This window comes from Pseudomonas medicaginis (assembly GCF_965119365.1).
Classification (GTDB): domain Bacteria; phylum Pseudomonadota; class Gammaproteobacteria; order Pseudomonadales; family Pseudomonadaceae; genus Aquipseudomonas.
Genome location: NZ_OZ221631.1, coordinates 1,783,791 through 1,810,086 on the forward strand (window position 1 = coordinate 1,783,791; position 26,296 = coordinate 1,810,086).

General features: G+C 60.2%; 29 protein-coding genes, 1 tRNA gene and 1 pseudogene. 16 read left to right on the forward strand and 15 right to left on the reverse strand.

Annotated features, from left to right (window positions below):
- The first annotated feature begins 40 nt into the window (after positions 1-40).
- From ACMTA2_RS07900 to ACMTA2_RS07915, 4 genes are all read left to right on the forward strand, one after another.
- The gene (locus tag ACMTA2_RS07900) at positions 41-1,135 is read left to right on the forward strand and encodes a serine hydrolase domain-containing protein (RefSeq protein ID WP_413794404.1); all 1,095 of its coding nucleotides are present in this window, start codon (positions 41-43) and stop codon (positions 1,133-1,135) included.
- Positions 1,132-1,440: an amidase gene (locus ACMTA2_RS07905; RefSeq protein WP_413794405.1), complete on the forward strand. Its 309-nt coding sequence runs from the start codon at positions 1,132-1,134 to the stop codon at positions 1,438-1,440. The genes ACMTA2_RS07900 and ACMTA2_RS07905 overlap by 4 nt, the downstream gene beginning before the upstream one ends.
- 241 nt (positions 1,441-1,681) lie before the next feature.
- Positions 1,682-2,272, forward strand: coding sequence for a YceI family protein (locus ACMTA2_RS07910; RefSeq protein ID WP_413794406.1), 591 nt, complete (start codon positions 1,682-1,684; stop codon positions 2,270-2,272).
- Position 2,273: 1 nt separating this feature from the next.
- Positions 2,274-3,431, forward strand: coding sequence for a phospholipase D-like domain-containing protein (locus ACMTA2_RS07915; RefSeq protein ID WP_413794407.1), 1,158 nt, complete (start codon positions 2,274-2,276; stop codon positions 3,429-3,431).
- 132 nt (positions 3,432-3,563) lie between these two features.
- Here the strand turns inward: ACMTA2_RS07915 and bglX are convergent, their stop codons facing one another.
- Positions 3,564-5,855 (reverse strand): beta-glucosidase BglX, encoded by a 2,292-nt coding sequence (bglX, locus tag ACMTA2_RS07920; RefSeq protein WP_413794408.1) that lies wholly within the window; start codon positions 5,853-5,855, stop codon positions 3,564-3,566.
- A gap of 251 nt (positions 5,856-6,106) precedes the next feature.
- On the opposite strand from bglX, the gene ACMTA2_RS07925 reads away from it, so the two are divergent.
- From ACMTA2_RS07925 to ACMTA2_RS07950, 6 genes are all read left to right on the forward strand, one after another.
- On the forward strand, positions 6,107-6,715 hold the full coding sequence (locus ACMTA2_RS07925; RefSeq protein WP_413794409.1) for a LemA family protein: 609 nt from the start codon (positions 6,107-6,109) through the stop codon (positions 6,713-6,715).
- A 120-nt stretch (positions 6,716-6,835) separates the two neighbouring features.
- On the forward strand, positions 6,836-7,594 hold the full coding sequence (locus ACMTA2_RS07930) for a TPM domain-containing protein (protein WP_413794410.1): 759 nt from the start codon (positions 6,836-6,838) through the stop codon (positions 7,592-7,594).
- A gap of 28 nt (positions 7,595-7,622) precedes the next feature.
- Positions 7,623-8,234, forward strand: a complete 612-nt coding sequence (locus ACMTA2_RS07935) for a TPM domain-containing protein (RefSeq protein WP_413794411.1) — start codon at positions 7,623-7,625, stop codon at positions 8,232-8,234.
- Positions 8,235-8,489: 255 nt separating this feature from the next.
- Complete coding sequence (locus tag ACMTA2_RS07940; protein WP_413794412.1) at positions 8,490-9,704, forward strand: class I SAM-dependent methyltransferase; 1,215 nt, start codon at positions 8,490-8,492, stop codon at positions 9,702-9,704.
- Between the two features lie 226 nt (positions 9,705-9,930).
- Entirely contained in the window at positions 9,931-10,512 is a 582-nt protein-coding gene (locus tag ACMTA2_RS07945) for a DJ-1/PfpI family protein (RefSeq protein WP_413794413.1), read from the forward strand.
- A 71-nt stretch (positions 10,513-10,583) separates the two neighbouring features.
- Complete coding sequence (locus tag ACMTA2_RS07950; protein WP_413794414.1) at positions 10,584-10,928, forward strand: YegP family protein; 345 nt, start codon at positions 10,584-10,586, stop codon at positions 10,926-10,928.
- A gap of 214 nt (positions 10,929-11,142) precedes the next feature.
- Here ACMTA2_RS07950 and ACMTA2_RS07955 read toward each other — a convergent pair whose 3' ends face one another.
- Positions 11,143-12,162, reverse strand: coding sequence for a DUF4917 family protein (locus ACMTA2_RS07955; protein ID WP_413794415.1), 1,020 nt, complete (start codon positions 12,160-12,162; stop codon positions 11,143-11,145).
- Positions 12,163-12,302: 140 nt separating this feature from the next.
- Here ACMTA2_RS07955 and yiaY point away from each other — a divergent pair, with 140 nt between their 5' ends.
- On the forward strand, positions 12,303-13,451 hold the full coding sequence (gene yiaY / locus ACMTA2_RS07960; protein WP_413794416.1) for an L-threonine dehydrogenase: 1,149 nt from the start codon (positions 12,303-12,305) through the stop codon (positions 13,449-13,451).
- Here yiaY and ACMTA2_RS07965 read toward each other — a convergent pair.
- Positions 13,448-14,611, reverse strand: coding sequence for a Bcr/CflA family efflux MFS transporter (locus tag ACMTA2_RS07965; protein WP_413794417.1), 1,164 nt, complete (start codon positions 14,609-14,611; stop codon positions 13,448-13,450). The genes yiaY and ACMTA2_RS07965 overlap by 4 nt on opposite strands.
- A 13-nt stretch (positions 14,612-14,624) precedes the next feature.
- Complete coding sequence (locus tag ACMTA2_RS07970) at positions 14,625-15,860, reverse strand: aminotransferase class I/II-fold pyridoxal phosphate-dependent enzyme (RefSeq protein WP_413794418.1); 1,236 nt, start codon at positions 15,858-15,860, stop codon at positions 14,625-14,627.
- A 257-nt stretch (positions 15,861-16,117) separates the two neighbouring features.
- Here ACMTA2_RS07970 and fos point away from each other — a divergent pair, with 257 nt between their 5' ends.
- Positions 16,118-16,531 (forward strand): fosfomycin resistance glutathione transferase, encoded by a 414-nt coding sequence (fos, locus tag ACMTA2_RS07975; RefSeq protein WP_413794419.1) that lies wholly within the window; start codon positions 16,118-16,120, stop codon positions 16,529-16,531.
- A 53-nt stretch (positions 16,532-16,584) separates the two neighbouring features.
- Here fos and ACMTA2_RS07980 read toward each other — a convergent pair whose 3' ends face one another.
- Together ACMTA2_RS07980 and ACMTA2_RS07985 are read right to left on the reverse strand one after the other, a co-directional pair.
- The gene (locus ACMTA2_RS07980) at positions 16,585-16,845 is read right to left on the reverse strand and encodes a type II toxin-antitoxin system RelE/ParE family toxin (protein WP_413794420.1); all 261 of its coding nucleotides are present in this window, start codon (positions 16,843-16,845) and stop codon (positions 16,585-16,587) included.
- Positions 16,835-17,074 (reverse strand): CopG family ribbon-helix-helix protein, encoded by a 240-nt coding sequence (locus tag ACMTA2_RS07985; protein ID WP_413794421.1) that lies wholly within the window; start codon positions 17,072-17,074, stop codon positions 16,835-16,837. The genes ACMTA2_RS07980 and ACMTA2_RS07985 overlap by 11 nt, the downstream gene beginning before the upstream one ends.
- A 248-nt stretch (positions 17,075-17,322) precedes the next feature.
- Between ACMTA2_RS07985 and ACMTA2_RS07990 the strand changes: the two genes are divergently transcribed.
- Positions 17,323-18,672 (forward strand): sensor domain-containing protein, encoded by a 1,350-nt coding sequence (locus tag ACMTA2_RS07990; protein ID WP_413794422.1) that lies wholly within the window; start codon positions 17,323-17,325, stop codon positions 18,670-18,672.
- Between the two features lie 327 nt (positions 18,673-18,999).
- Entirely contained in the window at positions 19,000-19,503 is a 504-nt protein-coding gene (locus ACMTA2_RS07995; RefSeq protein ID WP_413794423.1) for a DUF4142 domain-containing protein, read from the forward strand.
- A 95-nt stretch (positions 19,504-19,598) separates the two neighbouring features.
- Here ACMTA2_RS07995 and ACMTA2_RS08000 read toward each other — a convergent pair whose 3' ends face one another.
- The gene (locus ACMTA2_RS08000; RefSeq protein WP_413794424.1) at positions 19,599-20,003 is read right to left on the reverse strand and encodes a low affinity iron permease family protein; all 405 of its coding nucleotides are present in this window, start codon (positions 20,001-20,003) and stop codon (positions 19,599-19,601) included.
- A 176-nt stretch (positions 20,004-20,179) separates the two neighbouring features.
- Here ACMTA2_RS08000 and ACMTA2_RS08005 point away from each other — a divergent pair, with 176 nt between their 5' ends.
- Complete coding sequence (locus tag ACMTA2_RS08005; protein WP_413794425.1) at positions 20,180-20,326, forward strand: hypothetical protein; 147 nt, start codon at positions 20,180-20,182, stop codon at positions 20,324-20,326.
- A gap of 131 nt (positions 20,327-20,457) precedes the next feature.
- On the opposite strand, the gene ACMTA2_RS08010 is transcribed toward ACMTA2_RS08005, so the two are convergent.
- From ACMTA2_RS08010 to ACMTA2_RS08020, 3 genes and pseudogenes are all read right to left on the reverse strand, one after another.
- Complete coding sequence (locus ACMTA2_RS08010; protein ID WP_058543061.1) at positions 20,458-20,868, reverse strand: type II toxin-antitoxin system HicB family antitoxin; 411 nt, start codon at positions 20,866-20,868, stop codon at positions 20,458-20,460.
- Between the two features lie 40 nt (positions 20,869-20,908).
- Positions 20,909-21,084, reverse strand: a pseudogene (locus ACMTA2_RS08015) (type II toxin-antitoxin system HicA family toxin); the annotation flags it as partial.
- Between the two features lie 290 nt (positions 21,085-21,374).
- Positions 21,375-22,004: a LysE family translocator gene (locus ACMTA2_RS08020; protein ID WP_413794426.1), complete on the reverse strand. Its 630-nt coding sequence runs from the start codon at positions 22,002-22,004 to the stop codon at positions 21,375-21,377.
- A 144-nt stretch (positions 22,005-22,148) separates the two neighbouring features.
- Here ACMTA2_RS08020 and ACMTA2_RS08025 point away from each other — a divergent pair, with 144 nt between their 5' ends.
- A complete protein-coding gene (locus ACMTA2_RS08025; RefSeq protein WP_413794427.1) occupies positions 22,149-22,628 on the forward strand; it encodes an Lrp/AsnC family transcriptional regulator in 480 nt (159 codons plus the stop codon).
- 297 nt (positions 22,629-22,925) lie between these two features.
- Here the strand turns inward: ACMTA2_RS08025 and ACMTA2_RS08030 are convergent, their stop codons facing one another.
- From ACMTA2_RS08030 to ACMTA2_RS08050, 5 genes are all read right to left on the reverse strand, one after another.
- Positions 22,926-23,225 carry a DUF3077 domain-containing protein gene (locus ACMTA2_RS08030; protein WP_014337003.1) on the reverse strand — a complete coding sequence of 100 codons (300 nt, stop codon included), beginning with the start codon at positions 23,223-23,225 and terminating at the stop codon, positions 22,926-22,928.
- 710 nt (positions 23,226-23,935) lie between these two features.
- Positions 23,936-24,103 carry a hypothetical protein gene (locus tag ACMTA2_RS08035; RefSeq protein WP_413794428.1) on the reverse strand — a complete coding sequence of 56 codons (168 nt, stop codon included), beginning with the start codon at positions 24,101-24,103 and terminating at the stop codon, positions 23,936-23,938.
- A gap of 277 nt (positions 24,104-24,380) precedes the next feature.
- A complete protein-coding gene (locus tag ACMTA2_RS08040; protein WP_413794429.1) occupies positions 24,381-24,941 on the reverse strand; it encodes a hypothetical protein in 561 nt (186 codons plus the stop codon).
- 126 nt (positions 24,942-25,067) lie between these two features.
- Positions 25,068-25,141 (reverse strand) — tRNA-Gly (locus ACMTA2_RS08045).
- Between the two features lie 162 nt (positions 25,142-25,303).
- Entirely contained in the window at positions 25,304-26,188 is an 885-nt protein-coding gene (locus ACMTA2_RS08050) for an alpha/beta fold hydrolase (protein ID WP_413794430.1), read from the reverse strand.
- Positions 26,189-26,296: the final 108 nt, after the last annotated feature.

Sequence of the window (26,296 nt, forward strand, 5' to 3'; positions counted from 1 at the left end):
CTGCATAGGCTCTGAAGGTTAAACCCTGCGAGCCCCAAGCATGTCCAAAGGCTGGTTCCTGATCCCGCTGCTGATACTCAACCTGAGCGTCCAGGCCCAAGACTGGCCCGGCGAGCAATGGTCAAGCGGCCCGACCCCGAGCGGGCCGGCCATCGAAGCCCTGGAACAATACGCCTTCCCACCCCGGGACGATGCGAGCCGTGAGGGCATCCGCACCGACGCGCTGCTGGTGATCCAGGACGGTCGGCTGGTCTATGAGCGCTACGCCGGACCGACCACCGCCCAGACACCTCACCTGACCTGGTCCATCAGCAAAAGCCTGCTGGCGACGGTGTTCGGCGTGGCCTACGGTGAACAGCGCTTTGCCCTGGACGATCCGGCAGCCCAGTACTACTCGCCGCTGCGCCGGCACCCGGGCCTGACCCTGGCCGATCTTTTCCATTGGGCGTCCGGCCTGGACTGGCAGGAAGACTACGAATACGCGCCGCTCAAGTCGTCGGTGGTGGCGATGCTCTATACCCGCGGACGTCACGACATGGCGGCGTTTACCGCGCAGCATGAAAGCTTCAGCCCACCGGGGCAGGCGTTCCGTTATTCCAGCGGTGACAGCAACCTGTTGGCGGCGGCCCTGAAAAATATTGTCGGCGCGGCACGTTACCCCGATTACCCCTGGACGGCCCTGTTCGACCCTCTGGGTATCCGCCACGCCACCTGGGAAACCGATGCCAGCGGCACGTTCGTGGGGTCGTCCTATGCCTACCTGACGGCGCGGGACCTGGCGCGTGTCGGGTTGTTGATGCAACGGGACGGCCGCTGGGACGAACGGCAACTGATCCCCAAGGATTGGGTCGCATTCAGCCGCGAGCCTTTCGTGCACTTCCAGGCTGGCCAGGACGAAGCCGTGCCGGGCGGGCACTGGTGGCTCAACCGCGCCGCCGATCCAACGATCCGCCCCTGGCCCGCTGCACCGCCGGACACCTTCGCCGCGCTGGGCCATTGGGGGCAGGCGCTGTATGTCATTCCCAGCGCCAAACTGGTGATCGTGCGCTACGGCGACGACCGCGACGGGAGCTATCGCCATAACGAACTGCTCAAGCGCGCCCTGGCGGCGTTCGCCGGGAAGGTGCAGCCATGAGGCGCCAAATCTTGCTTACCTTGCTGTCGGCGCTACTCATTGCCCTGTTCGGTTGGGTCTGGCTGGAGCGGGTGGCATTGCGGGCCTTCCCCGACATCATCAGTGCCTACACCGCCAAGGAATACTGTTCATGCCGCTATGTGATGCAGCAATCGGCCGAGTATTGTCGCGATTATGTGAAGCAGTCAGTGCCCACCAGCGATTTTCTCGAAACCCCTGAAACCAAGCGCGTCACCGTCAGCGGGTTGGGGCGCAGCAACAGTGCGCAATGGCTGGGCGAGCGGCAGGGGTGTCGGCTGGAGTAACTCAAGAATGGCACGAACCTTGTGGCGAGGGGATTTATCCCCGTTGGGCCGCGCAGCGGCCCTATAGCTGTGATTGAGGTGGATTGAATCGCCTGTTTTGGGGCTGCTGCGCAACCCAACGGGGATAAATCCCCTCGCCACAGGGTCTTGTGTGTTTCTGACCGTTGTTGAAACAGACAGTTTGCAAGTGCCCTCGGCCCGGTTAAGGTTCGCCACAGGTTTATGTGCCCTGCGAGTGTGTATGTTCAAGCGGTTTTTCCCTCACGCTGCCGCCAGCTTGCTGCTGGCCTGCGCCGCGTTGCCAGCCCAGGCCGATTGGTACCTGGACGGCGAGTCGTCGCGGCTGTCGTTCATCAGCAGCAAAAACGGCAATGTTTCCGAGGTCCAGCGTTTCCTGGTGCTGCACGGTCAAGTCCAGCCCGAGGGCTTGGCGCGCTTGGAAGTGGAGCTGGAATCCATCAACAGTGGCATTCCCCTGCGCGATGAGCGCATGCGGGCCGAGCTGTTCGAGATCAAGCAATTTGCCGAAGCCACTGTCACCGCCAAGATCGACCTGGCGCCGATCCAGGACCTGGCCAACGGCGCGCAGTTGGAATTGCGCCTGCCGCTGACGGTGAACCTGCACGGCAAGCAACACGAATACAACGTCGAACTGTTGGCGACGCGCCTGGATGAGCGCCGCTTCCAAGTGGTAACCCTGGAGCCGGTGGTGCTCAACGCGGCGGATTTCGATTTGGCGCCGGGGCTGGAAAAGCTGCGAAACCTGGCCGGGTTGTCGGCCATCAGCCTCTCGGTGCCGGTGAATGCGGTGCTGATTTTCACGGCGCGCTGACATGAGCGGCCCGGTCTTCCCCTGGCGAGAAGGCAATCGCTTCGAGCTGTTGATCGATGGCCCGCAGTTCTTCCCGCGCATGCTGGTGGAAATCGCCCGTGCCCAGGAACAGGTCGAACTGGAGTTGTACCTGGTGGAAGCGGGGCACTGTGCCGAGGCGATGGTCCAGGCCCTGGTCCAGGCGGCCGAGCGCGGTGTGCGCGTGCGGTGCCTGTTTGATGACTATGGCAGCCTGGCCTTTACCCTGAGCCTGCGCAATCGCTTGATCGAAGCCGGGGTTGAGTTGCGCTTCTACAATCGCCTGAGCTGGCGGCGCTGGGTACGCAATCTCTACCGCGACCACCGCAAACTGCTGCTGGTGGACCAGCGCCTGGCGGTGGTGGGCGGCACCGGTGTGACCGATGAATTCTGGAACCCCCTCGATGATCGCAGCGAGTGGCACGAGGTGATGGTGGAAATCGTCGGCCCGCTGGTGCTCGACTGGCAGTTGCTGTTCGACCGCCAGTGGCTCGCCAACCGTCATCGGCGGGCCTGGAAGCCCGCTTCCAACTTCGGCTTGCCGCGCTTGCCCCGCGTCCCGCCGGTGGGCGAGGGCATGGGGCGAGTGGCGTATGCCGATGCCCGGCAGCATCGCGACATCCTGCAGTCGCTGTCCCGGGCCTTGAACAGTGGGCAGAAACGCATCTGGATGGCGACGCCGTACTTCCTGCCGACCTGGAACGTGCGCCGTTCCTTGCGCAAGGCCGCCGCCCGAGGCATCGACGTGCGCCTGCTGTTGACCGGCCCGCGCACCGACCATCCCTCCGTGCGCTATGCCGGGCACCGCTACTACCCGCGATTGCTCAGGGCCGGCGTGCAGATTTTCGAGTACCAACCGTGTTTCCTGCACCTGAAGATGGTGTTGGTGGACGACTGGGTCAGCATCGGTTCCTGTAATTTCGATCACTGGAACCTGCGCTTCAATCTGGAAGCCAACCTTGAAGCCCTGGATTCCCGGCTCAGCAGCGCCGTGGCGGCCAGTTTCGAGCGGGATTTTGCCCAGAGCCTGCAAGTCAGCCTCGACGCCTGGCAGCGCCGACCGCTGTGGAAGCGGTTCAAGCAGCGGGTGTGGGGGTTGGTGGATCGGGTGGTGGTGAACCTGTTGGATCGGCGCGGCTAGCCCGAACACCCAGATACAACTGTGGGAGCGAGCTTGCTCGCGATGGCGGTCTGATATTCAACATCTGAGTTGAATGTTAAGCCGCTATCGCGAGCAAGCTCGCTCCCACATGGGTTTTGTGTTGCCTGGGGATCAGAGCAACTCAAAACTCTGCTGCTTCACGTCCCGGGAATCCAGGCCGATCTGCACGTTGAACTTGCCCGGTTCAGCCGCGTATTTGAGCTGGGCATTGAAGAACTTCAGGTCGTCTTCGGTGATGGTGAAGTGGATGACTTTCTTCTCGCCGGCCTTGAGCATCACCTTGCGGAAGTTCTTCAGCTCCTTCACCGGACGAATGATCGAGCCGGTCACGTCCTGGATGTACAACTGCACCACGGTTTCACCGTCACGCTTGCCAGTGTTTTCCAATGTCACGCTGGCGTCGAGCTTGCCGGTCTTGTTCAGTGTGGTCGACGACAGGGCCATGTCCGCCAGGCTGAACTCGGTGTAGCTCAGGCCGTAGCCGAACGGGTAGAGCGGGCCGGTGGTGTCGTCGAAGTACTGCGAGGTGTAGTTGCCCGGCTTGCCAGGCGTGAACGGCCGGCCGATGCTCAGGTGGTTGTAATAGGTCGGAATCTGCCCCACCGAGCGTGGGAAAGTGATCGGCAGTTTGCCCGACGGGTTGTAGTCGCCGAACAGCACATCAGCGATGGCGTTGCCGCCTTCGGTGCCGCTGAACCAGGTCTCCAGGATCGCATCGGCCTGCTGCTGTTCTTCCAGCAACGACAGCGGACGGCCATTCATCAGCACCAGCACCAGAGGCTTGCCGGTGGCTTTCAGGGCCTTGATCAGCTCGCGTTGGCTGGCCGGGATGTTCAGTTCGGTACGGCTCGACGACTCATGGGACATGCCGCGGGACTCACCCACGGCGGCCACCACCACATCGGCGTCCTTGGCGGCTTTTACCGCTTCGTCGATCAGCACCTGGGCCGGGCGCGGGTCATCCACCACTTCCGGGGCGTCGAAGTTGAGGAAGTTCAGGTAGTCGAGCACCTTCTTGTCGCCGGTGATGTTGGCGCCACGGGCGTAGATCAGCTTCGACTCGGCGCCCAGGGCGCGGGTCATGCCGTCGAACAGGGTGACCGATTGCGCAGGGCGCCCGGCCGCGGCCCAACTGCCCATCATGTCGATTGGTGCCTTGGCCAGCGGGCCGACCAGGGCGATCTTCGCGCTCTTTTTCAGAGGCAGGGTCTGGTTGCGGTTTTCCAGCAGGACCAGGCTGCGACGCGCCACGTCACGGGCGTCGGCGCGGTGCAGGCGGCTTTCGGCGTAGGTGTCGGCCGGGTCGTCTTCGGCCTTGCCGATGCGCAGGTACGGATCCTTGAACAGGCCCATGTCGTATTTGGCCGCGAGCACTTCGCGCACCGCGTTGTCGATGTCGCTCTGCTCGATCTCGCCGGCCTTGAGCAACCCTGGCAGTTCCTTGCCATAGAGCGAGTCGTTCATGCTCATGTCGATGCCGGCCTTGATCGCCAGCTTCGCCGCTTCACGGCCGTCCTTGGCGACGCCATGCTTGATCAGTTCGAAAATGGCGCCGTGGTCACTGACCGCCAGGCCCTTGAAGCCCCATTCCTTGCGCAACAGGTCGTTCATCAACCAGGTGTTGGCCGTGGCCGGCACACCGTTGATGGAGTTCAGCGCGACCATCACCCCGCCGGCTCCGGCGTCGATGGCGGCGCGGTAGGGTGGCAGGTAGTCCTGGTACATTTTCAGCGGACTCATGTCCACGGTGTTGTAGTCCCGGCCGCCTTCCACCGCGCCGTACAGGGCGAAGTGCTTGACGCTGGCCATGATGCTGTCGGCCGCGTTGGCGCCGTTGCCCTGGAATGCCTTGACCATCACCCCGGCGATGCGCGACACCAAGTAGGTGTCTTCGCCGAAACCTTCGGAGGTGCGGCCCCAGCGCGGGTCGCGGGAAATATCGACCATGGGCGCGAAGGTGATGTCCAGGCTGTCGGCCGCGGCTTCCTTGGCGGCGATGCGCCCGGAGTGGTAGATGGCGTCCATGTCCCAGCTCGAGGCCAGGGCCAGGGGAATCGGGAAAATCGTGCGGTGGCCGTGGATCACGTCATAGGCGAAGAACATCGGGATCTTCAACCGGCTGCGCATGGCCGCGTCCTGCATCGGACGGTTTTCGTCGCGCGTGATGGAGTTGAACGTGCCCCCGATGTTGCCGGCGGCGATTTCCTTGCGAATCATCTCCCGGGGCATTTCCGGGCCGATGCTGATCAGGCGCAATTGGCCGATCTTCTCTTCGAGGGTCATCTGCTTCATCAGGTTACTGATGAAGGCGTCCTTGTTCTCCATGGGGGCTGGCAGGTTGTCGGCAAATACGGAGTGACTGGCCAGACTGACAAACAGGCCCAGCAAACACAGCTTCTTCATGAATAATTTTCTCGCAAGCCTAAAGGGCGGTGATCAGGACACGCCGGTCAGCCAAAATGTGAGGAGCGGCTATTGTTGTTCAGTTAAATGCAGCACACTTTCGAACCCATTGGGCTGAACTTAGTTTCGCACTGCGCATCTTTTAGCCCATCGACCCGTTTCAATCCAGTGCGGCGGCAGATTATGCCCCAGGCGCCGGTAAGAGAGGTGGCCGTGTTTTTCCAATGTCATGCAAGGGAGAGCTCCATCCGATGAATCCACGACTGAACCACCTTCGCAGCTTGCCGGTGCTGGCCCTGATGCTGATCACTTCGTTGCTGGCCGGTTGCGGCATCAATAACATCCCGACCCTGGACGAACAGGCCAAGGCCGCCTGGGGCCAGGTACAGAACCAGTACCAGCGCCGCGCCGACCTGATTCCCAACCTGGTGGAAACCGTCAAGGGCTATGCCCAGCACGAGCAGGAAACCCTGACCGCAGTGATTGAAGCGCGGGCCAAGGCGACGTCGATCCAGGTCGACGCCAGCACCCTGGACAACCCGGAAAAACTCAAGCAGTTCCAGCAGGCCCAGGACCAGTTGACCGGCGCGTTGAGCCGACTGATGGTGGTGTCCGAGCGTTACCCGGACCTCAAGGCCAACCAGAATTTCCTGGCGCTGCAATCCCAGCTCGAAGGCACCGAGAACCGCATCGCCGTGGCCCGCCGCGACTTCATCCTGGCGGTGCAGCAGTACAACACCGAGATCCGCACGTTCCCGGGACGCTTGTGGCACAGCGTGATGTACAGCGACCTGCCGATCCGCGAAACCTTCGAGGCCACCAGCCCCAATGCCGAAAAAGCCCCTGAAGTGAAGTTCTAAGAAATTGTGGGAGCGAGCTTGCTCGCGAAGGCGGACGTACATTCAGCATTGCTGCAAGCTGACCCACCGCTATCGTCGGATCGCCGTCCGGAGCAAGCTTGCTCCCACACAGGAGTTCCAATGCGCGTGTTGAAATTTGGCCTGGTGCTGTTGCTCTGGGTGTTTGCCATCACGGCCCAGGCCGAGCTGAAGTTTCCGGCATTGACCGGGCGGGTGGTGGACGCCGCCCAGATGCTCGAACCGTCGGTGAGCGCGCAACTGGAAGCGCAGCTCAAGGCCCATGAACAGGCCACCGGCGAACAGGTGGTGGTGGTCACGCTGGCGGACCTGCAGGGCAGCAGCATCGAAGACTTCGGTTATCAACTGGGGCGCCACTGGGGCATCGGGCAGAAGGATAAAAACAACGGCGCGCTGCTGATCGTCGCCCGGGATGACCGTAAACTGCGCATCGAGGTGGGCTACGGCCTGGAGGATCGCCTGACCGACGCCCAGAGTGCGGTGATCATCAATCAGGTGATCACCCCGGCTTTCAAGACCGGCAACTTCAACAAAGGCATCAGCGACGGCGTCGCGGCGATGCTGGTGGTGCTGGGCGGCAGCCCGTTGGATGAGCCGGCGCCTGCGTACAGTGCGCACGGGCAGCAAGAGCCGAGTGATTTCGTCGAGCGCCATCCCGGGCTGTTCATCTTCCTGGTGATACTGTTTATTTTGACGATATTGGTCTGCCAGATGCTCGGTATCCTGCCGGCCGGAGGCGGCGGCTCCAGCCGTTCGAGCGGCTCCGGTGGGGGAGGCTTCAGTAGTGGAGGCGGTGGGGGTGGTGGCTTCAGCGGTGGCGGTGGCAGTTTCGGGGGCGGCGGTTCGTCGGGCGGCTGGTGATAACAATAATGAGCGGGCACTTTTAACCATGGCATTACTGACTGAACACGAACAACGCAAGGTCGCCGAGGCCATCGCCCGGGTCGAGCGGCATACCGACGCCGAACTGGTCACGGTGCTGGCTGCCCGCGCCGACGACTACGCTTACATCCCGCTGCTGTGGGCGAGCCTGCTGGCCCTGGTGGTGCCCGGCGTGGTCCATTACCTCACCGGCGCCCTGCACAGCTTGTTGCTGGTGCAGTGGGTCAGTTTCATCGTGTTGTGCCTGGTGTTCCGCATCCCCAGGATCACCACGCACCTGATTCCCCGCTCCGTGCGTCACTGGCGGGCCTCCAACCTGGCACGCCGGCAATTCCTCGAACAGAACCTGCACCACACCGTGGGCAGCACGGGCGTGCTGATCTTTGTCTGCGAGGCCGAGCGGTATGTGGAAATCCTCGTCGATGAGGGCATTTCCAAGCACCTGGACAACAAATGCTGGGACGCCATTGTCGCAGCGTTCACCCAGCAGGTTCGCCAGGGACAGACCTTGCAGGGTTTCGTGACGTGTATCGAAGCCTGCGGCGAATTGCTCAAGGAACACGTGCCGCTGACCCAGGAGCGCAATGAACTGCCGAATCGGTTGGTGGTGCTGGGCTGAGATAAATTTCTGCCGGACACCGTTGTAGCGAGGGAAATTTATCTGTGGCGAGGGGATTTATCCCCGTTGGGCCGTAAGCCCCCTAAAAAGCCGACAATCGGTTATGCAGGGATACCTTATTGCCTGGTTTGGGTCTGCTGCGCAGACCCGCGGGGATAAATCCCCTCGCCACATGAATTTCCCCGTGCCCTTGCACTTCATCCCCCCTAAAATACCCGCCATTCTCCGATCCGCCCGCCCCGAGGCCGTTTTTTCATGTCCGCCACCGCAACGCCCGTCCGTCCCGCGCCGGATCACCACGCCCAGTTCATCGAGCTGCTGCGCACCAGCCTTGAACAAAACGCTTTCATCAAACTGGTGCTGGCCAAGTACGTGGGTGACGAAGCGGACCTCCAGCGGCTGATCATCAAGCAACTGACGGTCAAGGACCAGCCATGCCTGTCCTTCGTCTACCGCTACAAGACCCGCGACATCACCAAGAACTTCCCGCTGGCCGAAGGCGTGGAAACCATTGCTGCGCTGTTGCCGGCATCGTTCAAGAACGCCCATTTGCTGGCGGTCACCGACGAGGCGCAGTTGGAGTACAGCAAGAAGGGCAAGAGCTCGCTGTTCAAGAGCAAGCCCCAGCAACTGCGGGAAGTGCCATCTGCCGAGCACAACCGTGAGAAAAATCGCTTCCTCGACCTGAACCGGCCATTTTTGGCCGACCTGGGCGTGACCAACCACAAGCACGAGCTGATTCCGGCGATGTCGCGCAAGTGGAAGCAGATCAACAAGTTCATCGAGGTCTTCAGCCATGCGCTGACGTCTTCGCCACTGGCCCTGGACAAACCGGTGCGGGTCTCGGATTTCGGTTCGGGCAAAGGCTACCTGACGTTCGCCATCCACGATTACCTGCGCAACACCTTGCAGGCAGAAGGCGTGGTAACCGGTGTCGAGCTGCGCGAGAACATGGTCAAACTGTGCAACGAAGCCGCCGCGCGCCTGGAACACCCGGGCCTGAGCTTCCAGCACGGTGACGTGCGCAGCGTGGCGCCGAGCGCGGTGGACGTGATGATCGCCTTGCATGCCTGTGACATCGCCACCGATTACGCGATCCACATGGGCATTCGCTCGGGCGCCTCGATCATCATGTGCTCGCCGTGCTGCCACAAGCAGATCCGCTTGCAGATCCAGAGTCCGGCCTTGCTCAAGCCGATGCTGCAATACGGCCTGCACCTGGGCCAGCAGGCGGAAATGGTCACCGACAGTCTGCGGGCATTGTTCCTGGAGGCCTGCGGCTACGAGACCAAGGTCTTCGAGTTCATCTCCCTGGACCACACCAACAAGAACAAGATGATCCTGGCCGTCAAACGCGCCGAACCGGTGGACCCCACCGAGCTGCTGGCCAAGATCCAGGAGCTCAAGGCTTTCTACCACGTCACCGAGCATTGCCTGGAAACCCTGTTGCGGGCTGATGGTTATCTCTAGAACTGAGCCCCCCTGTGGGAGCGAGCTTGCTCGCGATGGAACGATGACGTGGTGTGCCTGAAAGACCACATCGCTTGAATCGCGAGCAAGCTCGCTCCCACAGACTGTCCTGCCACTTCCTTTTTGTGCATCCCGTCAGGTAATCAGCGCTTATCCCTCATCTACCGACGTAGCGGGCTACCTTTAATGCGTTAACCACTCACGCATCCCCAAAGGAGCCCTTCCCATGGCCGCCAAGAAAATCCTGATGCTGGTCGGCGATTACGTCGAAGATTATGAAGTCATGGTGCCGTTCCAGGCCTTGCAGATGGTCGGCCACACCGTGCACGCGGTGTGCCCGGACAAAACCGCCGGGCAGACGGTGCGCACGGCGATCCACGATTTTGAAGGCGACCAGACCTACAGCGAAAAGCCTGGGCACTTGTTCGCCCTCAACCATGATTTTGCCACTGTCCAGGCCACCGACTATGACGCCTTGCTGGTGCCGGGTGGGCGTGCGCCGGAATACCTGCGCCTGAACGAAGCCGTCCTGCAACTGGTGCGCGATTTCGATCTGGCGGGCAAACCGATTGCCGCCGTGTGCCACGGTGCGCAATTGCTGGCGGCGGCGGGTATCCTCGAAGGGCGCGAATGCAGCGCCTACCCAGCCTGTGCCCCGGAAGTGCGGCTGGCGGGCGGGACCTATATCGACATTCCCGTGACCGACGGCCATGTCCAGGGCAATCTGGCGACCGCACCGGCCTGGCCTGCGCACCCGAACTGGCTGGCGGGTTTCCTGACCCTGTTGGGCACGGCTATCACTTTGTAGTCATGCACTGGCAGGACAAGCGCCGCGGGTCTTTACTCTCGGGGCATGCCCTCATTGCCTGGAGAACGATCATGTCCGGTTGGTACGAAATCAGCAAAAGCAGCAGTGGCCAGTTTCGGTTTGTGCTCAAGGCGGCCAACGCCGAGACTATTTTGACCAGCGAGCTGTACACCTCCCGCAGTGGCGCCGACGGGGGCATTGCTGCGGTGCAGAAGAACAGCCCGTTGGCCGAGCGCTATGAACTCAAGAACACCAAGGACGGCCATCCGTACTTCAACCTCAAGGCCGGCAACCACGAAGTGATCGGCAGCAGCGAGGCTTATTCATCGGACGCAGCCCGGGACAAAGGCATCGCCAGCGTCAAGTCCAATGGACCGACGACGGTGATCAAGGACAAGACCGTGGCTGCGCTTTGACGGCAAACCGACAGATGCAGTAACGAGGTTTTTGTGGCGAGGGGATTTATCCCCGTTGGGGTGCGCAGCGCCCCCAAAGGCGAAAGCCCCGGTCTACCTGACATACCGAGTTGTTATGTATGAGGGCTGCTGCGCACCCCAACGGGGATAAATCCCCTCGCCACAAGTCCACCCTGTTTCCGATCCAAATAGTCATGCCCAATGCTGACTTAACCTAGACCTCCACCGGCACCGACAACGCCGGATCGCCCAGCGGATGGCTCTTGGCATCGAAGAAGCGCAATTGCACGTCCAGTCCCTGGAAGACCTTGGCGTAATGCCGCTTCTGATGCTGGATGAACGCCTGGCTGCGAGGATAGATCGAAATCGCCACGGTTTTCGGAGCGGCCAGGCGCAGGGCGTGGACAATGTGCCGGTCCTGATCGCCCAGGGCATGGCCGAACAGGCACAGGTTGTCGCCGTGCTGCAGCAACTGGTCGTAGCAGAACGACAGGTAATCGCTGCTGCGGATGGTCTTGAGCTTGTCCTGGCTTGGGCCTTCATTGACGAACAAAGGCACGTCGTCGAGGGTCTTGATCGTGTTGTTGATGGCGAAACTGCCTAGCAAGGTGCCGTCGGTGGACGTGAGCTTGCGCGCCGTGCCGTCCTGGTTGCGCACCAGGTGCAGGCCGCCGTGGAGGTACAGCAGGCGCGGTTTGTCCGTGGACACCTGGCTCAGGTCGAAATTGTGGTCATCGCCCAGGAACAGGTCGGTGATGCTCTCGGGCGCCTGCTGGATCGCCCAGTAGTTGAGCAGGTCGTAATTGGTGGTGAATATCGTGCGGTAGCGGCTCAGTTCCCGGTTGAGCGTCGCCAGGGTCGACGGTTGCACCAGTCGCCACGGAATGTGCACCGCATGCACGGTGTTGATCAGTGCTTCCTTGATCGCGTAATAGCGATTGCGCGGGGCGGCAGAGCTGACGGCCAGGGCCTTGTTGACCCGGCTGGTGGTTTTAAGCGCAGCGAGCACCTGCTCGAAACTGCGGGTCTGCATCGCATCGAACACGCTCAGTTCCGACGGGGTCAAGGGTTTCTCCTCGACGGTGCGGGCATTTTCGAACAGCGACTCATAGCCGAAATCGTCCCACACTGCGCGGCTGGCCCCATTGCCCAGCAGCAGGCCGCTGAAGGCGGTGTCGGCGCGCAAGGCCTCCCAGTCTTCGAGCCGGGTGTCGTATTCCTGGAAATCGGTCATCGCAAGGATCATCTCAAAACGTGGCAAAGGCAGGGCGCGACTTTATCACGACCCAGTCTTGAGCCAGATCAAGATGCGTCGTGACTACTCGGTCAATCCTGTACCCCCCGCCGATTCGGCCTCTTCCAGGAGCGTGTGCCATGAGCAGCACTTTTTTCATCCCCGCCGTGAACATCATGGGGCTGGGTTGCCTCGACGAGGCCATGACCGCCATTCGCAACTACGGCTTTCGCAAGGCGCTGATCGTCACTGACGCGGGGCTGGCCAAGGCCGGCGTCGCCAGCAAGGTGGCCGAGCTGTTGGCGCTCCAGGACATCGATTCGGTGATTTTCGACGGTGCCAAGCCCAACCCGAGCATTGCCAATGTCGAGCTTGGGCTGGGGTTGCTCAAGGAGAGCCAATGCGATTTCGTGGTGTCCCTGGGGGGCGGTTCGCCCCACGACTGTGCCAAAGGCATTGCCCTGTGCGCCACCAACGGTGGGCAGATCCGTGACTATGAAGGTGTTGACCGTTCGAGCAAGCCGCAATTGCCGCTGATTGCCATCAACACCACGGCGGGCACCGCCAGCGAAATGACCCGTTTTTGCATCATCACCGACGAGACTCGCCACGTGAAAATGGCGATTGTCGATCGCAACGTGACCCCGCTGATGTCGGTGAACGATCCGGCATTGATGGTGGCGATGCCCAAGGGCCTGACGGCCGCCACCGGCATGGATGCACTGACTCACGCGATCGAGGCGTATGTTTCCACCGCCGCCACGCCGATTACCGATGCCTGCGCCCTGAAGGCCATTACCTTGATCAGCAGCAACCTGCGCCTGGCCGTGCGCGACGGCAACGATCTCGCCGCGCGGGAAAACATGGCCTACGCACAGTTTCTCGCGGGGATGGCGTTCAACAATGCGTCGTTGGGTTTCGTGCACGCAATGGCGCATCAACTGGGAGGTTTCTACGACTTGCCTCATGGCGTGTGCAATGCCGTGCTGTTGCCCCATGTACAGAGTTTCAATGCCTCGGTGTGCGCCGCCCGCCTGGGCGATGTGGCCCATGCCATGGGCGCCGATACACGTGGCTTCAGCCCGGAAGAGGGGGCCCGCAATGCTATTGCGGCGATCCGATGCCTGGCCCGTGACGTGGACATTCCGGCCGGTTTGCGTGACTTGGGTATGCGCCTCAACGACGTACCGGTGCTGGCCGCCAACGCCTTGAAAGACGCCTGCGGCCTGACCAACCCACGGGCGGCGGACCAGCGGCAGATCGAAGAGATTTTCCGCAGCGCGTTCTAAGCGGCCCGAGGCGGCACGCACCTCACACAGAGCATCGCCGCCGCCCCCAGCAGTGCGCACAACGCCGCCAACGGCCAGGCCTGCTGGCTCAACAACAGGCTGGCCATGGCGCCGATCACCGAGGCCATCAGTTGATGCAGGAACCCGCTCAAGGCCATGGCATAAGCGCCGGCCACCGGTGAGCCTTCGTTGGCCAGGGACAGGCTGATGGGGTAGATCAGCGACTGGCCAAATACCGCGAAGCAATACGGCAGCCAGAAGAGCAATGCGATGCTGCTCAGGGTAAGGCTGCTTGCCAGCATGGTCATGCTGCCGCCGAGTACCAGCGCGATGCCCCAGCCCATCATTCGCCGTTGACCGGTGCGCAGCACAAACGCGTTCACCGCCAGTGCCCCAAGCAAGTACGCCGCACTGACCGGCCAGCCCAGCAGGCCGTATTCAATGGGCGACCAGTGGAAGCTCTCCTGCAGGATCAGTGGCGCGGCGGTGTTGAAGGCGACGATCACGCCGTAGCCCAGCCCACCGGCCAAGGCCGGCAGCAGGAACGCGCGTTGGCGCAGGATGTGCCCATAGATGCCCCACGCCGATTGCTCGTTGCCGGCTTGCACCAGCACCGGGAACCTGGCCCGGAACACCGCCGCTGCCATGGCCAGGCTGACGGCACCCAGGCCTTGGAAAATCGCCTCCCAGCCAAAAGCGGCCTGGATCAGCGAGCCCATGTACTGGCCGATACCCAGGGCAATCACAAAGGCGATCGATATCCAGGACAGGGCCTTGGCCAACAGGTCGCCGCTGAAACTGTCCCGAATCAATACCCGCGCCATTACCGAGATACCGCTGGCGCCGATGCCCTGGATCAACCTGAGCGTCAGGAACGCCTCCACGGTTGTGCCCAGCGGCAGGGCCAGGTTGCCCAAACCGTACAACCCCAAGGCCGCCAGCAAGACCGGCTTGCGCCCCAGCCGCTGACTCAGGCTGCCCCACAGCAACATCGGCAGCGCCATGCCGATCAGGTACACCGACAAGCCCCAGGAAACCCGGGACGCATCGGTGCCCAGGTCCCGGGCGATATCGGGTAGGGCCGGCAAGTAGATGCTCATGCCCAGTTGTGCCAGGAAGACGGTGGTGCAGGTGACGATCAGGGTTGTACGGTTCTTCATCAAGCGTCCTGTCTCAGGGGCGGATGTCACGTCCGTGGGGCAGCAACAGTTCGGTGATCCTTTCGCAAAACGAGCGAATCACGTCCGGCTCCATGTCGGCGCGCAGGGTAATGCGAATGGCGGCCTTGCCTTGCGGCACCACGGGAAAAAAGACCGCAGAGGTGAAATACCCCAGTTCGGCCAGTTCGATCGACAGACTGTTGGCCAGGGTCGCTTCACCACAAGGCACCATACGGATCGCCATGGGGGTGCCGCGCTGTGCGGTCCGCACGAGGCTGTCGAAGAGGCGGATATTAGCCTGCAAACGTTCCTGCAAGGTGCTGAATTCCCGGCTGCGGTGCAGGCGGATCGACGCCATGCCGGCGCCAATCGCTGCTGCGTTCAGGCTCTGGGACCAATTGCTGGGTCCACCGTAGCGCTGCACCAGGGTCTTGTGCCGTTCACAGCCAAACATGATCAGCCCGCCGCTGGCGCCGAATGACTTGGCCAGCGAGGCCACGATCAGGGTGCGCTCGTCCACCGCCGGGAGGCGCGAACGGACCAGGCCTGCGCCGGATTCTCCAACCGCAGACAGGGCGTGAGAATCATCCAGGTAAAGAAACAGGCCATAACGCTGCTTGAGGTACATCAGGCTGTCCAGGTCCGCCATGCCACCCATGCTATAGGCGCCGTCAGCCACATACGCCACGTCGCGCTGACGCTTGCACACGTCTTCGATGAAGTCCATGTCATTGTGCGGGCAGGTGATGACCTGGGTTTCATCGGCGCAGGCGGCCTTGCTGTGATTCATCGAATAATGGGCATGTTTGTCGAACACCATGACGGGCGCGCGATTGTGGGTGAATGCGCCACCGGCCAGCAGCGGCAAGATCCCGGCGCTTGCCGCGCTGCAAGAGAGGGCGCTGAGGCAACTGGCGCCAAACAGCTCCGACAATTGGCTTTCGTATTGGTCCAGGATCGCCAGCTTGCAGCGATTCCTCGAGTTGGCGACCCGCAGGGTCCCGGCTTCCCACAGGGCGGTCATGGCACCGTCCAGCAGCGCGGGGTGATAGTCCAGGCCCAGGTAGGAGGTGGTGCAGAAATGATGAAACGTTCGACCGTATTGGTCGACCAGCACATTGGGTGTCTTGACCTCGACATTCAGCCCTGAGATTTTTCCGGCCTCGGTGCCCTGCCAATCCTGGTCAGCGAGGGAGATGAGCTTGCGGTAGTGGGTGAAATAATGAGGTGATTGAGCAGTCTGGTTCATGGTTCGATTGCATTCCTTGGTCACTGGAGCTGTCCGTGGGGTGTTTCGATAGCGGTGTGTTTCCGGACTTTACAGATTGTCGTGCAGGGCTTTGAATCGGCTGTTTCCGGTGTGTTTGAGTGTCACTGGAGAGTTCTGCGTAGGACTTTGCCTAGGACCTTGGACGGCGAATCGATCGTCGGTGTCAGAGCTTGGGGGCACCATGGGTTTGCCCCAGGCCCGGCGGGTTATCACTCTTTTCTGAAGGTTGCTTGCTGATGCTCTCAGGCCTTAATCATCTGACCCTTGCGGTCACCGACCTGGATCGCAGTGTGGTTTTCTATGGCGAGCTCTTGCAGCTGCGTCTTGAGGCCCAATGGAACAGCGGGGCGTATTTGTCGCTGCCTGGTTTGTGGTTGTGCCTGTCTCTCGACCCGTTACGCAGGCCCGAGCCGACGGCGGACTACACCCATTACGCGTTCAGCATCAATGCCGAGGATTTTCCGGTGCTGGTGGCGCGGCTGAGTGCGGCCAAGGTGTCACCATGGCGAGACAATCGCAGCGAGGGTGATTCGTTCTACTTTCTCGACCCGGACGGGCACAAGCTCGAGGTCCATGTGGGCGACCTGGCGTCGCGGTTGAAGTCCTGTCGGCAGGCACCGTATGCCGGTATGGCGTTTTTTACGGAGTGATGGGGTTGCGTTGAATCGAGTGGCTGCACCTACCAGGCGTTGGGCGGCAATCGTCACGTATGGAATAGTCTCAGGATTTGCACACGTCCCTGGCGAACGCGATAGGGAATCAGGTAGGGGCGGTCGGGGACAACCCATTCACGGGTGCCAGCCAAGCGGCCTTCACGACCGGACGCTGGGAATTGGGCAAGTTGCTCGACGCTCATGAGGATGGCCTTGACGAAGTGAGCTGCTGCTTTTGTATTGTCCTGAGCAATATAAGCGGCTTCGTCGTCCAGATTCTTGAGGGCAGTACGCAGCCACTCAACCTGCATTGTTCATCCATTTTTCGGCGATCGTGCTGACATCCTCGGGAGTCGCGAAGTCACCTGCATCTGCCTCATGCAAGGCTTCTTGGATTTCCTTGATCTGCCAGGCTTCACGGGCCAGGTATTCGCGTAGCGCATCGACGGCCAGGAATGACTTGCTGCGCCCGGTAGCCTTGGCCAATACCGCCAGGGTTTCGGCGACTTCATCGGGCAAGCGCAATGACATGACGGACATGATGATCTCGATGTAGTGGTTTGTAATACAACATACTACATCGTCCTTGAAGTGGTGCCAGTCCCGTTGGTCTCCATCGTTTGTGTGAATGTTCGCCCCGATATCGAGGCTCATCCTCTACAGTCTGATCCCCTGCGCTATCCTCATCGGTATCGGGGGCGCGTCGGTCTCGCTTGTTGTATCGGCGTCACGGACTGACGATCACCCGCTTCGCTCACCGTTGCATTATCCGGATGACCTCCAGCCCCATGGACACTCGAAGTTCCGCGCCGCTGGCCAGCTACATCGACCTTCTGCTGGACGCCGTATGTGCCGTCGACGGCCAAGGGCGTTTCGTGTTCGTCAGTGCTGCCTGCGAACAGATTTTTGGCTACACCCCGCAGGAGCTGGTCGGCCAGCGAATGATCGACCTGGTGCATCCCGCCGACCGTCAGCGGACCCTTGAGGCGGCGCGGGAGATCATGGACGGCGAGCCCAAGCTCAATTTCGAGAACCGCTACCTGCGCAAGGACGGTCGGGTGGTGCACATCCTGTGGTCGGCGCGCTGGTCGTCGGCGGACCAACTGCGCATTGCCGTGGCCCGGGACATCACCGAACGCAAGCAGGCCGAGTCCCGGCAAGCGGCGTTGTATGCGATTTCCGAGGCAGCCCATGCCGCGGCTGACTTGCTGGCGCTGTTCAAGCGCATCCACCTGATTATTGGCGAGTGGCTGCCGGCGCTGAATTTTTCGGTGGCGCTGTATGACGAACAATGTGCACAGCTGAACTTCCCCTATCACGTCGACGACCGGGAAGGGCAGCCCGAATTGCCAGGCACGGTCACCGGACGTTTGTGCGCCGAGGTGATTCGCAGTGGCCAGCCAATCCTCCTGACGCCAGGTTGCAGCCAGTTGCCGCCGGGGTTCGACGACCTCGTGGCGCAGCCGGATGCGCCGTGTTGGCTGGGCGTGCCGCTGAGCGCGCAGAGCGGCACGATTGGCGCGCTGATCGTCAAAAGTGCGCCGGACAATGAGCGCTACACCGAACAGGACAAGGAACTGCTGCAATACGTCTGCGCACAGATCACCATTGCCATCGAGCGCAAGCAGTTGCACGCCCGGTTGCAGCACATGGCTCAGTACGATCAGTTGACCCAGGTACCCAACCGCGAATTGCTCCGTGAACGGTTCAAGTGCGCACTGGCGACTGCTCGCGCAGCCTCCGGACGCATGGCCTTGCTGTATATCGATCTGGACCGTTTCAAACAGGTCAACGATACGTATGGCCACGGAGTGGGCGACATGCTGCTGCAAGCGGTGGCCAGTCGTCTCAAGGGTTGTATCCGTGACACCGATACCGTAGCGCGTATTGGTGGTGACGAGTTCGTGGTCCTGCTGCATAGCATCCAGGCCTTGGAGGATGCCCATGGCGTGCAGGAGAAAATCCACCAGGCACTGGCCCAGCCGCTGCGGCTCGACGGGCACTGCCTGAACATCGAACCGAGCATCGGCGTGGCCTGCTTCCCCGACCATGGCACTGAAGATGTTGCACTGTTCCGTCACGCCGACGAGGCGATGTACGCCGCCAAACGCCACAACCACCGGACGTTCGGCATCTGATAGGCGCGCCACCGTTCGTCGTGGCACCAGCACCTTTTCCAAACCTTCAGCCGGTGTCCAATTCGAATATAAGAAGGGCTCTGCGCGCCCTGCATTCACGAATAGGGAGGTCTGGATCGTGCCGGTTCAAGGGATATTTATCCGGTAAACATTGCTCACGATCGAACGAAGGTGTCCGAAGCAGGTCGCAGAAGTGGGAGAACCACCCTCATGACCGTCGATAGAAACCGTCGAAAGCCGGGTCGGACGTCTCGATGAGTATTCATGGCTGGTTCTTATTCAACGGTGGATAACCCGCCGGAACTTTTATCAGAGGAGGGCGCGACCATGAGCCGTATGGCCAGCTTTTTTCGCACCACCAGTGTCGTCGTGCTGATAGGCCTGGGCGCCAACAGTGCCTGGGCCCAATCGCCTGCCGAATTCATCAACGATGCTTCCGCCAAGGGCATGGCCGACATCGAGACAAGTCGCATGGCCCACGGAAAAGCCGAATCCAGGGAGGTCAAGGACTACACCATCATGGTGATCAACGACCGCACCACCGCCAATCAACATCTGGCGAAGATCGCCAAGAAGCTCGACTTGCCTGTCGCCCCCCGGGAGGAGGTGGCTGACAAGGCCAAGGCGTTGATGCCACAGGTCAAGGAGGGCGAGTCGTTCGAAGCCGCGTATGCCGCCACCCAGGTCAAGGCTACCGAGGAGGCCATCGCGCAAATCCAGCAGCAGGCCCAGACCACCGAAGTGCCGGAGATCAAGGCCTTCGCCGATGAAACCCTGCCTAAACTGCAGACCCATCTCGAAATGGCCAGGGCGCTGCAGGCCAGCCGTTGAACAGCCGCACTTGGTTTGACGTTCAGGCCCGGGGCGTCAGCGCCCCGGTTGCTTTTGCCCGCCGAAAAAAGTCTGACACCACTCGTGCATAGGCATCAGCACTGGTTCAGGTCGATCTTGTTCTTTTGCTCCAGGCCATCAAGGCTCTTGGCCTCGTCTTTGCCCATGTCCAGGTAGTGCCTGCGCAGCGCCTCGAGTTGCTTGAGGTCCAGCGATTCGAGGCCGAGCATTGCATTCTGGGCATCCTTGGTCGCCCGCAGCAATTCGTCCACTTTCAGATGCAAGATGTCCGTATCGCGGTTCTGCGTGTTCTGGATCAGGAACACCATGAGGAAGGTGATGATGGTGGTCGAGGTGTTGATGATCAATTGCCAAGTGTCGTTGAAGCCGAAGAGAGGCCCGCTGGCAGCCCACAGCGCCAATAACACGATGGCCCCCAGAAATGTCTTGGGGCTCCCCGCCCATAGGGCCAGTTTTTGAGCGACTTTTGCGAACGTCATTGCCGTTTTTCCTAAATGGATGCACCTGTCTGGTGTGACAGCAACGAGGCGGTGAAAATTCTACTTACATTTCAGTCGCCAACGTCCGTCGACGTTCATCGTCCGGCACGATGACAGGCGCAACCATTGCCGCTTTCGCAGGTCACTGCTCAAAGCCCTTGGCCTCGGAGTACATCATGAATTTCGCCCGCACTTTTTGCCTCGCCTGCTGCTTGTTCGCCCTGCAAGGCTGTTTCGACAACTCGGATAATGAGACCAAGGACAACACCGACGGCACCAAGTCTTCGGTGCAGATGCAGGAGTCCGGGGCGGAGAAAAAATAGACGGCTCGCAGCCATCGGTGGGGCAATTGCAACGCCTGTGGGAGCGAGCTTGCTCGCGATGGCGTCAGACCACAGCATCCATGTTGGCTGACAGGGCGCTATCGCGAGCAGGCTCGCTCCCACAGGGGGGCTCACCGGCCTTGTTGCAATACCTTCAGTGCCGCCGAGGCCAGGAAGCCGGAGCGGCTCTTCTCTTCAGGATGGTGCAACACATATTCATCAATACGATTGAGCAGGTAGCCGGGCAACGTGATGTTGAGTTTCTGCGCCTTGCCCAGGTACTTGGTCACATCGATGTCCACCAGTGCCCAGGTGCAACCGGCATATTTCGGATTGGCTGCGTGCAGGGTGACAGTATTGGCTGGGGGAATCGGCGAGCCGTCTTCAGCCAGAATCTCGAAATGCCCCTCGATGGCCTCACGCGCCATCGCCATGGCCTCGTCCAAGTCATCGCCTGCGGAAAAGCATCCGGGAATATCCGGCACTTCAACCCCCCAGGCGTGTTTGTCATCGCCCATGGAAATCGCAATCGGGTAAAGCATATTCATCGTCCTCCGGGAACGTCGCGCAACGGGCCGGCTGAAGCAGTGCCTGTTGCAAAATACTGATGGCCGTTTTCTTGAGCAGGTCCTTCTTTGGATGAGGAACCGGACCAATCCCGGTTTGGTCGGGTGCTTGAAGTGATGGTGACTGCCCCGAACCCGCACCAGATACCAACCGTCCGCAATGATTTGGCTTATCACGAATCGGCTATTCACAACACCTCCGTGTGGTGTGCTTGGTGGGTACTATACCTACTGAAATTGAATGATCAACACTATAACCACCGAAGGTGACCTCGGCAGGTTTGCGCGGTCATCGCAACGAAGTCTAGAAGCGGCGTCGCACAAGGGCGGCAGCGAGACGGGGCGGGTTTATTTCGGGATGTGAAGCGGGACGTAATGCTTGTGTGGCGAGGGAGCTTGCTCCCGCTGGACTGCGCAGCAGCCCCTGTATCAGCACAGTCGCTTTGCTCCAAGTGCCAGTCCGATCAGCTTATCCCCAGGCACTAGGACTGCTGCACAAACGTCAGCCGCACCGCAAACCCAATCAAAAGACTCCCAAACACCCATTGCTGAACACGCTGGGCCGAAGGGGAGCGCTGAAGCCAGCGCCCAAGCGCGACACCCGCCAACGCGTAGGCGCTATCGAACAACAAACCCACGCTGACCAACACCACACCCAGGGTCGCAAACTGTCCCAACACCGGTCCGCCCTGTGGATCAATAAACTGCGGCAACAACACCGAGCAAAACAGCAGCGCCTTGGGGTTAAGCAAATTGGTTAGCAGCCCACGCCGAATCGCCTGATACCAACGCCGCTTTCCGGCCTCGACACTGGACCCTTCAAAACTTGGCAGCAACGTGGTCCGCAGGCATTGAAAGCCGATCCATAACAGGTAGGCAGCCCCGGCCAGGCGTACTGCGTCAAAGGTCCAGGGCGCAGTCTTGAACAATGCCGAAAGCCCCAATGCGGCCAGCGCGACATGACATCCCCGGGCCACGCCCAGGCCCACCGCCGTCGCCAGCGCCGCGCCCTTGCCCTGACGGGCACCGGTTTGCAGCAGCAGAATCATGTCCGGCCCGGGCAATACGTAGACCACCATCAAGGCCATCAGGAACAACCAGAGCTCTGCCATGCCACACCCCTTGATCGACGATTCGCAAGTGCCAAGTCTATGGCGGAGGGGCAGGGCAGGTGGTTGCAAAGTCAGCTTCTAAAGCGTTGCTAGTTGGCATAACCTGCCATGTATTCGTGCTATTCAATCGGAATCTGCCAATCCATGAAACTGGACACCTTCGACCGCAAAATCCTCGCCGCGCTGCAACGGGACGGCCGCCTGAGCAATGTGCAACTGGCCGAAGAAATCGGCCTGTCCCCGTCACCCTGCCTGCGCCGTGTGCGGATGCTCGAAGAAGCCGGTGTGATTCGCGGATATCAAGCCGTCCTCGACCGCGACGAAGTGGGGCTCGGGTTGACGATTTTTGTCGGTGTGAAGGTCGAACGGCACAACGACGAACAAGCCGAAGCGTTTCGCCAGGCCGTCACGGCATTGCCGGAAGTGATCTCGGCGTTCCTGGTCTCAGGCGAATCGGATTTTCTGTTGCAAGTGGTGGTGCCGGATCTGCGAGCCTACGACCGATTCCTCACCGGGCGGTTGCTGAAGTTGCCGGGGGTGAGTGACATTCGGAGCAATTTTGCGATTCATACGGTGAAGACGCCGGGGGCGTTGCCGTTGGGGCATTTGCCTGGGGCTGAATAGTTTTTACGATGGGGATTTACCCACGTACTAGTAACATTCGCTGTTTGAATGCGTCGGGGTTGAATGGGCGAGGGGCCGCTGGACTCACCGTCTTCAAGGACCGAGCGAATAGTCTTCAGTTCAGCCTTATGTCTCTGGATGGGCTGATTGGCCACGGTGATGGTTTTTCGAACGGTTCCCATGCGTGAGCTCCTAGGGACCTCGGTATTGCTAAGCCCCGCTGCGAAAGAAGCAGGGCTTAGCGCTGTCTATCGGATGGGGTTCCCTATGTCCCCATTCTCAGGACTTACTGTCGATCTACTGCGCCTCGGATTTTTTCTTGGACTCAGCCGCCGGCCTTGGCGTAATGACCTTCACAACGTCATCAATCACCGCCTTGCTCATCTCCAACAAAAAGTGCGCAGCCCAGGCGTAGCGGTCGGTGCTCTTTTCAAACGCCGCGTCTTCGGCAAGCCGGTGAGCGAGATGCAAAAGATCTGACGCCCGTTCCAATGCCTCTTGGATGGGGACGCCGCCGTTGACACGGAACAGTGCTCGATCAGCGGAATAGTTGAAGGGGGTGTAGCCGATGGTTTTTAGCTCAGTGTTTTCGTTCATGGCCTGCCTCCGTTGATGACGAGGCAGTGGGGCCGAGAGTTGAACGAATGATCGAAAAACGAGTTGCTGTGCATTGTCTAGCTCCTTGACGTCTGGAGCTGCCACTTTCGTTCCAAGCGAATGGGTGGCAGCTGTGCGCAGGTTGGAAACCGGGAGTCAAGGAAACCGGCACGCCCAAAGGCGTCCCACGCACAGCCGCCAAAAACACAAGTTTACAGGCGTAAAACTACCCCTGCACTTATGAGGCGTGCGGTTTCGTGACTCACGGGTTTCCAAGCCCGATCGCTGATTGCAGCGACGTCTGGAGAGTAGCCATCGAAGGGGAAGGACAACAAGGCGAAAACTCGCCGAAAAGCCAAGTAAGCGCGCCCCCTACGCAATTCTCGGATTTTGCCTACAAATCTTCCGGGGGCCATGCGATACGTGGCGAGGGAGCTTGCTCCCGCTGGGGTGCGCAGCAGCCCCTCTTGTGAGCGCTTCGCACTCAAGCGGGAGCGAGCTCCCTCGCCACGGGACTCATTTATTCTCAGTACTATTGTCTACCTTTCCTTCAACGGTCCCGGTGTTGAGGTTGTGCAATCTCGTTTGCCGTAGTCGGCTTTCCAAAGCTTGCCGACGAGCCCGTAGGCGCCAGAGCGTGAAAAGCAGGTTAACGACAGAATGAAAAAGCCCGGCGTTAGGCCGGGCAGTTTTGGAATCCAGTAACGTGATCAGGCTTGTCTTGCACGTGCAGCCAACATCACTTCATTCTGTTTTTTGGTAGCTTCGGTCAGCACTTCACTGTAGACGCGTTTTTTTTCTTCCGATTTCGCATTACGAATGAAGTCTGCGAATGGGCTCGTGGACTCCTTTGTGGATCCGAGTTTCATGGTAAACATGGAGTTGCTCCGTCATTTATCCCAAGCATGGCCATCAGCTCGTGTCGCGTATGTTTCTCGGGGATATGGTAGTCGATCTTGTCAACGCCAGCCTTGTAAAGGCGTCCAGAATTATCAATGTGCTTCACAAGCAGATCGACATGTAGATCCTTGCCAAACTCTAGTAGGTGATGAATCGAGATGTGCGTCACATGACATGACGCAGAGATCCGCCTCAGTCAATGGCTCAATTTTGAGCGTCTCTTGGTGACAGCAGATATGTATGGCGATGAAGAATTTAAAAAGCGCCTGCTGCGCAACGTCTCGCAATAGCCTTCAGCATGCGCCGACGGATAAGCCCGCTGACCGGACGAATCAAATACCAATACGATGTAAAACTTCGCAACGCATCAGCGTCGAGGCAATGTACCCGTGTCTGCGTGGTGACCCTCGTCAGGCCCGATCGTAGCAACTGGCAGTTGAAACTGATGACCAGTTTCACATTCCCCGGCTCATTGAATAGCTCGAACGCTTTGGCATCCGCGACAACGACTTGGCCGTAGTCGGCTTTCCACAGCTTGCCGGCGAGCCCGTAAGCGACCTCTACGTCGCCGTTACGCTGAAGCAACGTGAAGTTATCCATGCCGAATGAAGCGCGTTGATCAGCCCCTGGGTGCCGAGATCGACCCAGCAGGCGCATGGGGAGTTCGCGAAGCTTGATTGCATACCGAAAAAAACGGTCGTCTTCGGGGCGGTGGGCGAGGATTGCCGCCATGGCACGGGAAGGGTCTACGGGGATGTCCACGGTATGCAATTCACTGAACTGATACGCAGGCAGATATGAGTCAATCAGGTGCATCCTTGCTCTCCTTCATAGGTACTCGGGGGAAATTCCACAAAATTCCAGACCAAAAAAAACCGGCCACCAAGAGCCGGTTTTTTAATCCCCCGTCAAAAAACATACGACGCGAGAGCAGAATTCGATTGGAGCGGGTGAAGGGAATCGAACCCTCGTTATCAGCTTGGGAAGCTGGAGTAATGCCATTATACGACACCCGCTCAGAGCGGCTGACTTTGTACCAGATGTGGGCACGGATTTGAAGTTTTTCTTCACGTAACGTGCGGTCAGTCGTCTACGCGAGCCTCAAACCAGAGCGGTCGTTGGCGGGCAAGCCCCGTTGCTGAAGGCGCAGGACGGGGTTTGCTCGCCAGGACTCGGTTTCAGATGGCCAGTGCATGGTAGTCCTGCACGTAGCTATAGCGCGGTCGGCTTTCTTGGCGTTCCGGTGTGAGGAACCCCAGCAAGGCGTTGCGGCTGTCGCGGCAGGCGGCTTTGTGTTCCATGTCCAGGAAGTGCCCGGTGGCTTGCAGCGTGCTGAAGGTGCTGTGCTCGACGTGGTTAGCGAAGAGCCTGGCATCGGCGGCCGAGGTGTATTCGTCCCATTCACCGTTCAGGAACAGCACCGGCACGTTGATTTTCTTGGCCGCATTGACGTAGCACTGCTGGTCGCTGTGGAGCACATCGTTGATGTGGAAGTGCATCTGCCCGTACTCATGCTCGGCCAGGCTGCTGACGTGACGATAGTTGAAGCGCTTGAACAGCGGCGGCAGATGTTTGCCGATGGTGCTGTTGACCAAATGCCCGACACGGTCGCCGTCCAGGCTGCCCAGATAATCCACGCCGCGCTCCAGATAGTCGCGCATCGGCGCATTGAGCACCGGTGAGAACGAGCTGATCACCGCTTTTTCGATGCGCCTTGGCCGATGGGCCAGGGCGCTCAGCGTGGCGGCGCCGCCCCAGGAAAACGACAGCACGTGCTCGGCGGCGAAGTGGTCGATCAGCTCCAGGAGGATCTGCCCTTCGATCTCCTTCGTCAGCATTTTCTCGTGACGATTGTGAGCCTTGGACTTGCCCGCGTAGGGCTGGTCGTACAGCACGACATTGAATTGCGGGTAGAGGTTTTTGGCGGTCTGTGCAAACGACGCAGTGGTGGCCATCGAGCCGTTGACCAGAATGATGGTCTTTTGTGCGGCGTCTGCGCGATAGAACTCCGTGTAAACCCGATACTGACCCTGTATATCCAGCACAGCGATTTCTGGCCTCATGTCATAAGACTCCTGGCAAGCGGGTATGCGCGCAATGAGATTGCACGGGCAATGTGACAGGTAGGCATACGCCTGGAAGATAAGGCCCATGTCGATCCGAAAAAATGG